This window comes from Rhizobium sp. BK316 (genome assembly GCF_014193695.1).
Lineage (GTDB): Bacteria > Pseudomonadota > Alphaproteobacteria > Rhizobiales > Rhizobiaceae > Rhizobium.
Genome location: NZ_JACHZR010000006.1, coordinates 249276 through 263617 on the forward strand (window position 1 = coordinate 249276; position 14342 = coordinate 263617).

Sequence of the window (14342 nt, forward strand, 5' to 3'; positions counted from 1 at the left end):
TCGTCAGTTTCGTAGATGTTTGCGTTGACAGTTTTTTCGAAAAATCGATGGCGGGGTCCGGCAATTCGCCTGCCGCAAACGGCATTCGGCGTCTTTGTCCTGCTCTTCTGGGTGTGGTGGCTGCTGCTAGGCCTCTTTCGGGCCTTTCCCGAGATAGATATTTATTTTTCCCAGCTTTTTTTCGTCCAGGAGGCATGTGGCGCATCGGCACCCGCAACGCAGGTCTGCGGCTCCTTTCCCTATCGGAGCGAGGCAATCCTCGGCCTGCTGCGCACCCTCTTCTTTTACGTTCCCTATGTCGTCACCGCCGTGATGCTGTGGAAGCTAGCCGAATGCTATCAACAACATGGCGCGACATTCAACGCCCCACGCGCCCGCGATCTGAAGGTCGCGCTCGGCACGCTGCTCATCGGCCCCGTTCTTCTCGTCAATGTGATCCTCAAGGAACATTGGGGCCGGCCGCGTCCGGTGCAGACGGATTTCTTCGGCGGTACGCTTCACTTTGCCGAAGCCGGTTCGCTCGCGGGCAAATGCATCTCGAACTGTTCCTTCATATCAGGCGAAGCGGCGAGCGCGGGCTGGCTGTTCTGCCTGCTGATCTTCGTTCCGAAGTCGGTGCGCTATGCGCTTGTGGCACCCGTTGCCGCCGTTTCCATCCTGACGCCGGCGATGCGGCTTTCCTTCGGCGCACATTATTTATCCGATGTGGTGCTGGCGTGGCTCTCCTCGGTTGTCATATTCGCAGCGCTGATGGCACTCACTGAGTCGCCACAGCGACAAAAAAATTCTGAAATTTGAATGAATTTTTGACACGGCCTTGTCGCAAAACCGCGACAAACAGCGTAGAGGGAATCTCCTGTCGGCCATATCGGCCTGCGGGTGCTTTCAAGGGCGAGCATGAAACTACTTGAGACATATATATTGCGGCGTGTCGGCCAGATGTTTCTCGTGGCCCTGCTCCCGGTGCTTGCGATCATCTGGACCACCCAGGTTCTGCAGCGCATCAACCTGGTGACCGACAGCGGCCAGTCGATCGGCTCCTTCGCCACGCTTGCGACGCTGATCCTGCCGTCGATCATTCCCATCGTGCTGCCTTTCGCTCTCGTCATCGGCATTACCCAGACGCTGACGACGATGAACAACGATTCGGAGCTGACCGTGATCGATGCCGCCGGCGCCCGCCGCACCATCCTGGCGCGGCCGATCCTGCTCCTGGCGGTCCTCATCAGCGTCTTCTCGTTTTTCGTCGACAATGTCGTCGAGCCGCGCGCGAAGACGGTCGTGCGGCAGATGATCGCCGCAACCTATGCCGATCTTCTTTCGTCGGTGATCGAGGAAAAGACCTTCCGCAAGATCGATGAAGGCCTCTATGTGCAGATCTCGCAGCGGCTCGCCGGCCGCATGCTGAAGGGCCTTTTCGTCGCCGACGAGCGCGAGCCGAATAACGAGCTCATCTATTATGCGCGCGAAGGCGCCGTGGATGATATCGGCACGTCGCTGATCATGCATGACGGCGAAGTCCATCGCAAAACGCCCGATGGAAACGTCTCCGTCATCAAGTTCGATTCCTATTCCTTCGACCTTTCGGATATGACGGAGAATAACGGACAGGCGACGCTTCGCGCCAGCGACCGCGATCTCGCTTTCCTGCTCAATCCCGATCCGAAAGATCCTGACTATATCGCCAAGCCCGGCAGCTATACCGCCGAACTGCATCGCCGCCTGACCGACTGGATGCTTCCCTTCGTTTTTGCGCTTTTCTCGCTTGCCATAGCCGGGGATGCGCGATCGCACCGCGAGGCGCGCATGCATCCGATGGTCGGTGCGCTGGGCCTCGCATTCATACTGCGCTGGGCGGCGTTTTACGTTGCCAACCAGATCGACAAGAACACGATCTATATCCCGATCCTCTATGCGATCCCGATCGTGACCGGCCTGGTTTCGATTATTTTCCTGAACATGCATAAGCGGCTTGCCATGCCGCTCGCCGTCAGAAATCGCACCTCGACACTCTGGAAGCGCGCGCAGAAGCGGGTACTTGCCACGACGGGTCGGACCGGCGGAGGCGCTGCGCGATGATTTTCGGGACGTTGTCGCGGTATTTCTTCCGCCGGTATGTCGTGACCACGATGTGGTTCCTGGTCGGCATGAGCGCCATCACCTTTCTGCTCGACTTCAGCGAGACGGCGAGCCGCATCTCCAGCTTTCCCGGCTACACGCTGGGTGGTGCTGTGCTGCTCACTGCCGCTCGACTGCCGTTGATCCTGCAGCAGACCATCCCCTTCGTGGCGCTGTTCGTCGGCATTACCGTGCTGATCGGGCTCAACCGGAAATATGAACTCGTCGTCACCCGTGCGGCCGGCATCTCGGTTTGGCAGTTCATGCTGCCTTTTATCGCCGGCTCCCTGATTCTCGGCGTGCTGACGGTGGTGGCGCTCAATCCGCTCGCCGCCTGGGGCCAACGGCAGGCAACACAATTCGAAACGGCGTGGCGCGGTCAGGACAATGCCATGATCAGGGCGCTGCAGGTTCCGTGGCTGCGCCAGATCAGCGGCCGGGACGATGTCATCATCGGCGCCAAGACCGTACTGGAGAGCGGCACGCTGCTCATGGACGCGGTCCTTATCCACTTTGACAGCAGCGGTCAGGTCATTCTGAGGCAGGATGCCTCATCCGCTAAGTTGGAAGATGGTTACTGGCAGCTTAACAACGTCATGGAACGCAAGCCTGGGGAAATCCCGGTGCGTAAGGTTTCGGAACAGCTTCGTACGAACCTGAAGCAGGACTTCATCAAGGAGCGGCTCACAGCGCCGGAAACAATTGGTTTCTTTGATCTTTCCAACCGTATCGCTGCTGCCAAATCCTTCGGAATCTCCACGAAGGCGCTTGAGACTCAATTCAACTCACTGCTGTCGCAGCCGCTGCTCCTGGTGGCCATGACTCTCATTGCTGCAACAGTGTCTCTAAAATTTAGCCGGTTCAACCAGTCACGCTCTGTGATTCTGGGTGGAATCCTTTCAGGCTTCATGCTTTATGTCGTCACCGTGCTTGTAAAGGCATTTGGAAGCAGCGGTGTCGTGCCGCCGTTTGTGGCGACTTGGATACCAGTGATCGTGGCGCTCGCTTTAGGCGCGACGATCCTGCTTCATCAGGAGGATGGCTAGTGGCGGTAGGCGACCGCAAGGTGTTTAGTAAACAGTTGGTTGCCCTGCTCTTGGGCGCAGCTCTGTGTTCCTATTTTGAAAATGCTCCGCTGGCCTACGGCCAGGAGAACAGTACAGGCATGCCTGCAATCGGCCAGAATATCTCGCCGGATGCGAAGCTGATGCTGTCAGCGAACGAGCTTGTCTATAATAAGGACCAGGAGCTCGTCTCTGTGATCGGCGGCGTGCAGATCAACTACGGCGGCTACAGGCTGGTTGCCCAGAAGGTCGACTATAACCAGAAGACCGGCCGCATGATGGCGACCGGCAACATCGAGATGGTGACGCCCGACGGCAACCGAATCTATGCCGACCACCTCGATGTGACCGACAATTTCGCAGACGGCTTCATGAATGCGCTGCGAATTGAGACAAGCGACAATACCCGCCTCGTTGCCGAAACCGGCCAGCGAGTCGGCGGTACGCAGATGATTCTCAATAAAGGTGTCTACACCGCCTGCTTGCCCTGCGCCGAAAAGCCCGAACGCGCGCCCTTCTGGCAGGTCAAGGCGCAGCGTGTCATCCAGGACAACCAGAAGCACACGATCCGGCTCGAGCACGCCCGCTTTCAGCTGCTTGGCCGTTCGATCGCCTACGTTCCGTGGATCACGGTCCCCGATAATACCGTGAAGCGCAAGTCGGGCTTCCTGTTCCCGACGATGAGCGTTTCGCAGAATATCGGCTATGGTCTGCACGTTCCCTATTATTACGTCATCTCCCCGAGTTCGGATTTCACCGTCACGGGCACCGGCTACACCTCGCAGGGCTTCATGCTCGAGGGCGAATATCGCCGCCGCTTCGAAAACGGCACGGTGACGATGCATATTGCCGGCATTGATCAGATGAGCCCCGGTAATTTCAGTGCCGGTACCAGCGACGCCGAAGCCAAACAGCGCGGCATGATCGGGTCGGCGGGGCGTTTCATGATCAATCCCCGCTGGAGCTTCGGCTGGGATGTCATGGTGCAGAGCGACAACAACTTCTCGCGCACCTATAAGATCAGAGGTTACGACGGTTCGCCGCAGATCAATACCGCCTATCTGACGGGTCTCGGCAAGCGGAATTACTTCGACCTGCGCGCCTTCTATTTCGACGTACAGGACGCCGATTCTGGCAACACCGCGGAAGAGCAGCAGCCGATCGTCTATCCGACACTTGACTATCACTATGTCGCGCCGCAGCCGCTCGCAGGCGGTGAGCTTTCCGCCGATGTGAATCTGACCAATCTTTCGCGCTCTCAAGAAAACTTTACCACTGTCGACGGTTTCAATCGCTTCCCCGGCCTGGAAGGTCAGACCACTCGTTTGAGCACGGAAATACAGTGGAAGCGCACCTACGTAACGCCTACCGGGCTGGTTATCACGCCGTTGCTCGCAGCACGCGGCGATGCCTTGGCGCTCAACATGGAAAGTCCGGTCGAGAACGGCGTTCCCTATGCCGGCAATTATCTGGACGATAATGCGGCAACGCGCGGAATGGTGACGGCCGGGCTGGAAATGCGCTACCCGATCCTGTTCACGACCAGCAACAGCACGCATGTTCTTGAGCCGATCGCCCAGATCTATGCGCGACCGGATGAACCGCTCGCCGGCCGGTTGCCGAACGAAGACGCGCAGAGCTTCGTCTTCGACGCGACCAATCTGTTCGACCGCGACAGGTTCTCCGGCTATGACCGTATAGAAGGCGGCACACGCGCCAATGTCGGTTTCCAGTATACCGGCACGTTCGACAGCGGTTACAAGCTGCACGGCATCTTCGGACAGTCCTATCAACTCGCCGGTCTGAATTCGTTTGCGACCGACGACCTCGTGAATGCCGGCGCCGATTCCGGCCTTGAGAACGACGTTTCGGACTATGTGGGGCTGGGCGGCATCGAAATGCCCTTCGGCCTCTCCCTGGCGGCATCCTACCGGCTGGACCAGAAGGATTTCTCCCTCAATCGCGGCGACCTGACGACGGCCTATCAGAACGATACCTTCTCGGGCCAGGTGACCTATACGCATGTGGGCGCCCAGCCGGCATACGGCTTCGCTGATGACCAGGATGAGGTTCAGGTGAGCAGCCGGGTCAAGTTCAAGGACTACTGGTCGATCTTCGGAGGCATCGCCTGGGATTTGAACAGCGACGTCGTTACGAGACAGACGCTCGGCATTTCCTATGAGGACGAATGCACCATCTTCACCATCGCCTGGATGGATAGGAACGATTCGACGGATCAGTCGGCAAGCGACTGGACGATCGCGGCACGCCTGACCTTCCGCACGCTTGGCGATATCCGACTGGGCACGGGTGACGCTGCAAATAGCCTCTGACGACAGATGGCCGGCCGGAAATCTCCGGCCGGGCCATTCTTTCGCCGTAAGCCTGTGCAGGACATTGCGACCAATCGTTATGTGAGGCATAGGGTGTCGCGGAGCCAGAGATGCGATTTCCGCTCGTCTCAGTCTATGGTAAGAACGCCGCGCGCCGGGTCGTGCGGCGCTATCGGGAGGTCAACAGATGATTGACGCGAAGAAAACCGTAACAACGCTCATTGCAGGCGCAGCCTTCATGCTTGCTGCCTTCAGCACCCCTGTCTTCGCGGCCAGCGAGGTCAAGGCGGTGGTAAACGGTACTGCGATTACCAGCGGCGATGTCGCCAAGCGGCAGGCCTTCATGCGACTGCAGCGCCAGAAACCCGATGCCAAAGCCGCAGAAGAACAGTTGGTCGACGAGACGCTGAAGCGGCAGGAAATCGCTCGCGTGCGCATGTCCGTCTCGCAGGACGATGTCAACGCCTCCTTTGCCCGTTTCGCCGCCAGCAACAAGCTTTCCGTCGAGCAGATGTCACAGATCCTCGACCGCGCCGGCGTGGGTGTCGATCATTTCAAGAACTTCATTGCCGTGCAGATGAGCTGGCCGCGTCTCGTCAATGCGCGTTACGGCTCCAGCGCGCGCATCTCGAATTACGATCTGGTCAACCGCATGATGCAGAACAACAAGCAGAAGCCGGTGACGACGGAGTATATTCTGCAGCAGATCATTTTCGTGGTCCCGCCGGCCAAGCGCAACGCGATCACGGCCAAGCGCAAGAGCGAGGCTGAGGCATCGCGCTCCAAATATCCGGGATGCGATCAGGCAAAGACCTTCGCCGCCACGATGCGGGATGTTTCTGTGCGCGATCTCGGCCGCATGCTGGCTCCGGAAATCCCGGCGGAATGGAAAGACCTCGTGGCTCAGATCAAGGGTAATACGACGGCAACGCGCGTAACCGAAAAGGGCGTGGAATATCTGGCAATCTGCAGCCAGCGCCAGGTTTCGGACGACCAGGCAGCCGAAATGGTGTTCCGTCAGGAGGACCTCGACAAGTCCAAGTCGGACAAGACCGCAGCGCCGGAAAACGAAAACAGCACCAAATATCTGGATGAACTGCGCAAGCACGCGCAGATCATCTATCGCTGATTTTTCCATGGCAACACCGTTTTCGCGACCGCTTGCGTTGACGCAGGGCGACCCGGCCGGCGTTGGGCCTGATATCGCCCTCATGGCCTGGCTTCGCAGACGCGAGCTTGGACTGCCGCCCTTCTTCCTGATCGGCGACCCCGATGTGCTTGCGGTACGGGCACGAAAGCTCGGCCTTGATGCCCCCCTGCGCAGCATCGACAATGCAGCCGAAAGCCTCGGTGTATTTGCGGACGCGCTGCCTGTCCTGGCGATACCCGCAGGCGTCGATGTTGCGGCAGGAGAGCCGCATTTCGCGACGGCAAAGGGTACGATCGCCTCGATCGAGGCGGCGGTAGCACTCGTCATGCAGAGCGAGGCGCTTGCGGTCGTCACCAATCCGATCGCCAAGTCGGTGCTCTACGAGGCAGGGTTCAAATTTCCTGGTCATACCGAATTCCTTGCCGATCTTGCCATGCATGCGACCGGTCAATCGGTCAGGCCCGTCATGATGCTTGCGGGGCCGAAACTGCGCGCTATTCCCGTCACCATCCACATTCCGCTGAAAGATGTGCCACAGGCGTTGACGCTCGGCCTGATCGTCGAGACCTGCCGGATAGCAGACAGGGATCTGAAGCAGCGGTTTGGCATCGCGGCTCCGCGGCTCGCGATCGCAGGGCTCAATCCGCATGCCGGTGAAGGCGGTGCCATCGGCAAGGAGGATGAGACCATCATTCATCCGGCGGTACAGATCCTTCGTGACGAGGGCATCGATGCGATCGGCCCCCTGCCCGCCGACACGATGTTCCACGACGAAGCGCGCACGCGTTACGACGTCGCCGTCTGCATGTATCATGATCAGGCGCTGATCCCGGCCAAGGCACTCGGCTTCGATGATTCGGTGAATGTAACGCTCGGCCTTCCCTTCGTGCGCACATCGCCCGACCACGGCACTGCCTTCGGCATTGCCGGCAAGGGCCTTGCACGCGAGACGAGCCTCGTTGCTGCGCTCAAGCTCGGCGCTCAGCTTGGCCGTACCGCGGAAAGCCAGCGTTGATGGCTGCACTCGACGGTCTGCCGCCGCTTCGCGAGATTATCCAGCGTCATGGACTCGATGCGCGCAAGGCGCTCGGGCAGAACTTCCTTCTCGATCTCAACCTGACGCAGAAGGTTGCCCGTACAGCCGGTGCGCTGGACGATGCGACGGTCTTTGAAGTCGGCCCCGGCCCTGGCGGGTTGACGCGGGCCATCCTGGCGCTCGGAGCAAAGAAGGTCATCGCGGTCGAGCGCGATGCACGCTGCCTGCCGGCCTTGGCCGAAATCGCCGATCATTATCCCGGCCGGCTTGATGTCATCGAGGGCGATGCGCTGAAGATCGATTTCGAGGCGATAGCGCCGGAAGGCCCTGTCAAGATCATCGCCAACCTGCCCTACAATGTCGGAACCCAGCTATTGGTGAACTGGCTGCTGCCGAAGGCATGGCCGCCCTTCTGGCAATCTCTGACGCTGATGTTCCAGAAGGAGGTCGGCGAGCGCATCGTCGCCTCGGAGGATGACGATCACTATGGCCGTCTCGGCGTGCTCACGGGATGGCGCACCCATGCCCGCATGGCATTCGATATTCCGCCACAGGCTTTCACGCCGCCGCCGAAAGTCATCTCGACGGTGGTGCATCTGACGCCGAACGAAAATCCCATCCCCTGTTCGGTCGCCAATCTGGAAAGGGTCACGCAGGCCGCCTTCGGCCAGCGCCGCAAGATGCTGCGCCAGAGCCTGAAGCCGATCGGCGGGGAAAGCCTGCTCGTCAAAGCAGGCATAGATCCTGCTAGACGCGCGGAGACACTGTCGGTGGAGGAATTCTGCCGGCTGGCGAACAGCCTTTAGAGCCTTTCCTGGTTAGATTGCAGCATTCTGTTGGCTCAAACGGAGTCGAATGGTCGACCGGCCGGCGCGCGTCGTAGCCCAGATCTACGGCCAAGCCGGCCGGTCGATCAGGCGGCCCGTTTCAGCCAACCCCGGTGGTTTGCTCGCAAACCAGCTAGGGCCGGGCATCTTTCCGCCAGGATCAAAGGCGATCGGCTCGGACGTACCTGGGGGTATGCCCGTCGCCAATCGCCTTTGCCCTGACACAAACCTGCTCCGGCAGAATGCTGCAATCTAACCAGGAAAGGCTCTAGAGTATTGGCGTTTCCTCAAGCAATTCCCGGACGAAATCGAACATGCCGTGGCGGCGGTCGCGACGCAGACGTTCTGCCTTGACGATCGACTGGACAGCATCGAGGGCGGCGTTCAGGTCGTCATTGACGATGACGTAGTCATATTCGCGCCAGTGGGCGATTTCGGCACGGGAGTTTGCGAGGCGCGTCTGGATGACCTCCTCGGAATCCTCGGCGCGGCGGTGCAGGCGGGACTGGAGCTCGGTCATGGTCGGCGGCAGCACGAAGATCGAGACCACATCAGCCTGCATCTTCTGCTGCAATTGCTGGGCGCCCTGCCAGTCGATATCGAACAGCATGTCACGGCCTTCGGACATAGCCTGCTCAACGGGCTCACGGGGCGTACCGTAGAAATTTCCGTGAACCTCGGCCCATTCCAGTAGAGAATCGGAATCACGCAGCCGCTCGAATTCCCGCACGCTCTTGAAATGATAGTGCACGCCTTCCACTTCGCTCGGCCGCCGCTGGCGGGTCGTGACGCTGACGGAAAGACCGATCTGCTTGTCCGTTTCCAAGAGCGTACGCGCGATGGTGGATTTACCGGCGCCCGAGGGCGACGAGATGACCAGCATCAGACCGCGACGGGCGATCTGGATGGGCGAGATTTTCGCCGGGCTCATGTCCTACTCCAAATTCTGGACCTGCTCGCGGAACTGATCGATCACCACCTTCAGCTCGATCCCGGCTGCGGTGACGGCCGAAGCGTTCGACTTCGAGCAGATCGTATTCGATTCGCGGTTAAATTCCTGTGCAAGGAAATCGAGCTTTCGTCCAACGGGACCGCCCTTGACCAGGAGATCGCGAGAGGCAGTCACATGGGCCTTCAGCCGGTCGATCTCTTCGCGCAGATCCGCCTTGGTGGCGAGCAATGCTGCTTCGGCATGCAGCCGGTCGCGATCGAGCGCGCCGGCTCCTTCCATGAGGAGCGCGACTTGTGCCGAAAGCCTTGCCGCGATCTCCTGCGGCGAGCGCGAGGGATCGGCCTCGATCGTGTTCGTCAAGCCTTCGATCGTCGCGATCTGTCCGAGAAGCACGCGGGTAAGCGCTGCTCCCTCTTGCTCGCGCATGGTCCTGAGATCGGAAAGAGCAGCCATCAGTCCCGACAGGATATCGGCATCGCGCGCGGCAATTGTCTCTTCGCTGTCCTGCGTCTCGCGAAAATCGACGAGGCCGCGGATGGAAAGTAGGGTATCGAGCCGCAGCGGTGCCGGATCGATCAGGCCCTCCAGCTTGTCGCGCATGGCGAGAACGGCAGCGAAGGCATCCTGATTGAGCACGGCCTCAAGTTGGCTTTCACCCGTCGTCAGGGACAGCGTGGCCTGCAGGTTGCCGCGGCTGAAATTCTCGCCGGCGATACGGCGAACATCCGTCTCGAGGCGCTCCAGGCCAGGCGGCAGGCGAAGTCTGACATCGAGCCCCTTGCCGTTGACCGAACGCAGTTCCCATGCCCAGCGCCAGCGGCCGGCCGTTCCCTCGCGCCGCGCAAAACCGGTCATGGACTGCAATGCCATCGAAGGCCTCCGGATATCAGTTGATCTTCTTTTTCTTCGACGGAACCGCGGATGTGTTGTCCGCAGGCTGGTCTTCCGGCTGTCCGTCGACGACAATTTCGGGATCGGCGCCCTTGTCGGCTTCCAGCTTGCGCCAGCGCTTGACGTTGGCATTGTGGTCTTCGAGCGTCGCCGCGAAGACATGGCCGCCGGTTCCGTCAGCGACGAAATAGAGATCCTGCGTCTTCCAGGGATTGGCGACGGCTTCCAGCGCGTCCTTGCCGGGATTGGCGATCGGTGTCGGCGGCAGGCCCTTGATGACGTAGGTGTTGTACGGCGTCTCTTTCTTCAGATCCGACTGGTAGATTGGCCGGTCGGAGGGTTTGCCCCCGCCACCGAAGAGACCATAGATGATGGTCGGATCAGACTGCAGACGCATACCCTTGCCGAGACGGTTCAGGAAGACGGAGGCGACATGAGCGCGCTCATCCGGCACGCCGGTTTCCTTTTCGACGATCGAGGCGAGCGTTACGAATTCTTGCTTGCTCTTCAAAGGCAGCGAAGGATCGCGCCGTTCCCAGATCTGGTCGACCAGCTTCTGCTGGGCGGCAGCCATCTGGTCGATGATCTCGGACCGCTTGGTGCCGCGCGAGAACTTGTAAGTATCGGGCCGCAGGCTGCCTTCCGAAGGAAGGGCCGCCGGCAGGTCGCCTTCGAGAACCGGATCGTCCAGCATGCGATCGAACATCTGCCGCACCGTCAGCCCCTCGGGAAAGGAGACGGAATAGAGGATCGACTTGCCGGATTTCAGGAGCTCCATGATCTCGTTCATGGACGCATGCGCCTTGATCTCGTATTCACCGGCCTTGAGGCTTTCGCCGGCGTTGAGATGAGTCGCCGTCAGATAACGAAAGACGCGGGCATCAGAGATGATGAGATTGCGCTCGAGATTCGAAGCGATTTCCGAAAGGCCTGCGCCATTGCGGATGATGAAGTTGGTGTTCGTCTGCAGCGGACCGGGGCTCTGATAAGCGGTGATGGCGTAATAGAAGCCGATGAGACCGGCGATGCAGACGACCACCGCCATGGTCATTACGAAATTCAAGAAGAGGATGACCTGGCTGCGGGCATTCCTGGAGCGCTTCGGAGGCTCGGGAACGCGTTCCGGGCGCAGGGCTTCGCTCGGCGACTTCGGGATGATCGGTCCCTTCTGCGCCGGCTGGCCGTTCTCGCTGCTCTGGTTGGTCGTATCGCTCACCGGCAATCCTCTAAAACTTGGCCCCCGCTTCGCTATTTCGCGAAGTAATGCGGCAAAAACAGGTTCTGCCGCGCTTCATGACGCCGTTTGACGTTCGCCCGTGCTCGTGAACCGCCTGTTACGCGACGTAGCGGCGCAGCACGAGCGATGCATTCGTGCCGCCGAATCCGAACGAGTTGGATAGCGCCACATTGATTTCTCGCTCACGAGCCTTGTGCGGAACAAGATCGATCGCGGTTTCTCGCTCAGGATTGTCGAGATTGAGCGTCGGAGGGGCGATGTTATCCCGAATTGCGAGGGTCGTGAAGATCGCCTCGATGGCGCCGGCGGCACCCAGCAGATGGCCGGTCGCGGATTTGGTCGATGACATGGAGATCTTCGATGCCGCATTGCCGACGAGGCGCTCGACGGCGCCGAGTTCGATCGTATCAGCCATAGTCGAGGTACCGTGGGCATTGATATAGTCGATATCGGCAGGCGTCAGGCCGGCGCGCTTCAGCGCCATGGTCATGCAGCGGAACGCGCCTTCGCCGTCTTCCGACGGCGCAGTGATGTGGAAGGCATCGCCGGAAAGGCCATAGCCGACCACTTCGGCATAGATCTTGGCGCCGCGCGCAATCGCATGGTCCAGCTCTTCGAGAACCACGATACCGGCGCCCTCGCCCATGACGAAACCGTCACGGTCCTTATCGTAGGGACGTGAAGCCTTCTGCGGGTCGTCATTGTGCTGCGTCGAGAGCGCCTTGCAGGCTGCAAAACCGGCGAGCGAGATGCGGCTGACCGGGGATTCCGTGCCGCCGGCAACCATCACATCGGCATCGCCGAGCGCGATAAGACGGGCGGCATCGCCGATGGCATGCGCGCCGGTGGAGCAGGCGGTGACGACCGAATGGTTCGGGCCGCGCAGCTTGTGACGAATGGAAACCTGGCCGGAGACGAGGTTGATCAGACGGCCGGGAATGAAGAAGGGGGAGATGCGGCGCGGGCCTTTGTCGCGCAGCGTATAGCCAGCTTCGACAATGCCTTCGATGCCGCCGATGCCGGAGCCGATCAGCACGCCTGTGGCGATCTGGTCCTCATCGGTCTCGGGATGCCAGTCGGCATCCTTGAGCGCCATGTCGGCGGCAGCCATGCCGTAAATGATGAAGGGGTCTACCTTGCGCTGTTCTTTCGGCTCCATCCAGTCGTCGGCATTGAAGGTACCGTCCGAACCGTCACCGACGGGAATGCGGCAGGCAATCTTGGCGGGAAGGTCTTCGACCTCGAATTCGGTCACGAGGCGGGCACCGTTTGCTCCCGCGAGCAGGCGGGACCAGGTAACGTCCGTTCCGCATCCCAAGGGCGATACCATGCCGGTACCTGTTATGACGACCCTTCTCATCGACTGCTTTCCCCCGTCTGTTATGTTTTATGGAGAAACATGCTCAAAAGAAAAGGGCGGACTCTTGGCCCGCCCTTTCTCGAATGCACAGTATCAGGCCTGAGCCTTCTCAATAAATTTCACGGCATCGCCGACCGTCAGGATCGAGTCAGCGGCATCGTCGGGAATTTCAACGCCGAATTCTTCTTCGAAGGCCATGACCAGTTCGACCGTGTCGAGCGAGTCAGCGCCCAGATCGTCGATAAAGCTGGCGCTCTCGACGACCTTGTCGGCATCGACGCCAAGATGATCAATAACAATTTTCTTTACGCGTTCTGCGATATCGCTCATGTCGGTTTCCTCGACCTTATGTCCTGATCGGAATGTCCTTCTGACATCCCTACCCTGTTTCAGCCTGCGATGCGTTCAGACATCCTCGGCAAACTCGTTTACCCGGCTTTAGAGAAGTCCCAGGCTTGCGAAAAGCCCGCCGGTCCGTCTGCTTTTTTCGGGACGACTGTTGACAGTCATGGCCCGCTTAACATGCTTTAAGTCTGCCGCAAAGCCAGAAAATCAACCGTTCGTGATTGCTCAACACGCTATTGGCTGAAATCGGCGGCTGCGGCAGCTAATCGTTTCAGATCATGGCCATGCCGCCGTTTACGTGCAGGGTCTGACCCGTCATATAGGCCGCTTCCGAAGAGGCGAGATAGAGGACGGCAGACGCCACTTCGGCGCCGGTGCCCATGCGCTTCATGGGGATCGCCCCCATGATCGTTTCCTTCTGCTTGTCGTTCAGCTTGCCGGTCATGGCGCTTTCGATGAAGCCTGGAGCAACGCAGTTGACGGTCACGTTGCGGGTGGCGATTTCCTGCGCCAAAGACTTCGAGAAGCCGATCATGCCTGCCTTGGAGGCGCAGTAGTTCGCCTGCCCCGGATTGCCGGTGACGCCGACGATCGAGGTGATGTTGATGATGCGGCCATAGCGGCGGCGCATCATCGGGTGCGTAAGCTCGCGCGTCAGGCGGAAGGTCGCCGTCAGGTTCACTTCGAGAACGGCATCCCAATCCTCGTCACTCATGCGCACGAAGAGACCATCCTTGGTGATGCCGGCATTGTTGACGAGAATATCGACGCCTTCGAGATCGGCTTCCGCCTTCTGGCCGAGAGCCTTGACCTCATCGCGATCCGACAGGTTCGCCGGGAAGATCTTGACGCGCTCACCGAGCTCGTTTGCCAGGGCTTCCAGCTTTTCGACGCGGGTACCGTGCAGGCCGACAATGGCGCCCTGCTTATGGAGAAGGCGGGCGATTTCCTCGCCGATGCCGCCCGATGCGCCGGTGACGAGAGCCTTGCGGCCGGAAAGATCGAACATGGGAACGTTCCTTATATGAA

The 14342-nt window shown here is 59.8% G+C and carries 13 protein-coding genes; 7 read left to right on the top strand and 6 right to left on the bottom strand.

From position 1 onward, the window contains the following. Window positions 1–24: 24 nt before the first annotated feature. The 7 genes from FHT87_RS26570 (at window position 25) to rsmA (ending at window position 8507) form a co-directional block, all read left to right on the top strand. Window positions 25–798 carry a phosphatase PAP2 family protein gene (locus FHT87_RS26570; protein WP_183805772.1) on the top strand — a complete coding sequence of 258 codons (774 nt, stop codon included), beginning with the start codon at window positions 25–27 and terminating at the stop codon, window positions 796–798. Between the two features lie 99 nt (window positions 799–897). Next, window positions 898–2079: an LptF/LptG family permease gene (locus tag FHT87_RS26575; protein ID WP_183730617.1), complete on the top strand. Its 1182-nt coding sequence runs from the start codon at window positions 898–900 to the stop codon at window positions 2077–2079. After that, on the top strand, window positions 2076–3164 hold the full coding sequence (gene lptG, locus FHT87_RS26580) for an LPS export ABC transporter permease LptG (protein ID WP_183805774.1): 1089 nt from the start codon (window positions 2076–2078) through the stop codon (window positions 3162–3164). Before FHT87_RS26575 ends, lptG begins: the two co-directional genes overlap by 4 nt. Then, window positions 3164–5515 (top strand): LPS-assembly protein LptD, encoded by a 2352-nt coding sequence (locus FHT87_RS26585; protein ID WP_183730623.1) that lies wholly within the window; start codon window positions 3164–3166, stop codon window positions 5513–5515. The genes lptG and FHT87_RS26585 overlap by 1 nt, the downstream gene beginning before the upstream one ends. 187 nt (window positions 5516–5702) lie before the next feature. Further along, window positions 5703–6644 carry a peptidylprolyl isomerase gene (locus FHT87_RS26590; RefSeq protein ID WP_183805775.1) on the top strand — a complete coding sequence of 314 codons (942 nt, stop codon included), beginning with the start codon at window positions 5703–5705 and terminating at the stop codon, window positions 6642–6644. Window positions 6645–6651: 7 nt separating this feature from the next. Next, window positions 6652–7680, top strand: coding sequence for a 4-hydroxythreonine-4-phosphate dehydrogenase PdxA (pdxA, locus tag FHT87_RS26595; RefSeq protein WP_183805777.1), 1029 nt, complete (start codon window positions 6652–6654; stop codon window positions 7678–7680). After that, on the top strand, window positions 7680–8507 hold the full coding sequence (gene rsmA, locus FHT87_RS26600) for a 16S rRNA (adenine(1518)-N(6)/adenine(1519)-N(6))-dimethyltransferase RsmA (protein WP_183805779.1): 828 nt from the start codon (window positions 7680–7682) through the stop codon (window positions 8505–8507). Before pdxA ends, rsmA begins: the two co-directional genes overlap by 1 nt. Window positions 8508–8796: 289 nt before the next feature. Here the strand turns inward: rsmA and gmk are convergent, their stop codons facing one another. The 6 genes from gmk to fabG all read right to left on the bottom strand — a co-directional run bounded on the left by gmk (window position 8797) and on the right by fabG (window position 14322). Next, window positions 8797–9459, bottom strand: a complete 663-nt coding sequence (gene gmk / locus FHT87_RS26605) for a guanylate kinase (protein ID WP_183730635.1) — start codon at window positions 9457–9459, stop codon at window positions 8797–8799. 3 nt (window positions 9460–9462) lie between these two features. Next, on the bottom strand, window positions 9463–10350 hold the full coding sequence (locus FHT87_RS26610) for a YicC/YloC family endoribonuclease (RefSeq protein ID WP_183805781.1): 888 nt from the start codon (window positions 10348–10350) through the stop codon (window positions 9463–9465). A 16-nt stretch (window positions 10351–10366) separates the two neighbouring features. Further along, window positions 10367–11587 (bottom strand): endolytic transglycosylase MltG, encoded by a 1221-nt coding sequence (mltG, locus tag FHT87_RS26615; RefSeq protein WP_183730641.1) that lies wholly within the window; start codon window positions 11585–11587, stop codon window positions 10367–10369. Window positions 11588–11705: 118 nt separating this feature from the next. Further along, window positions 11706–12968 carry a beta-ketoacyl-ACP synthase II gene (gene fabF / locus FHT87_RS26620; protein WP_183730644.1) on the bottom strand — a complete coding sequence of 421 codons (1263 nt, stop codon included), beginning with the start codon at window positions 12966–12968 and terminating at the stop codon, window positions 11706–11708. A gap of 93 nt (window positions 12969–13061) precedes the next feature. Next, window positions 13062–13298, bottom strand: coding sequence for an acyl carrier protein (locus FHT87_RS26625; protein ID WP_003547058.1), 237 nt, complete (start codon window positions 13296–13298; stop codon window positions 13062–13064). A gap of 286 nt (window positions 13299–13584) precedes the next feature. Beyond that, complete coding sequence (fabG, locus tag FHT87_RS26630; RefSeq protein WP_183730647.1) at window positions 13585–14322, bottom strand: 3-oxoacyl-[acyl-carrier-protein] reductase; 738 nt, start codon at window positions 14320–14322, stop codon at window positions 13585–13587. Window positions 14323–14342: the final 20 nt, after the last annotated feature.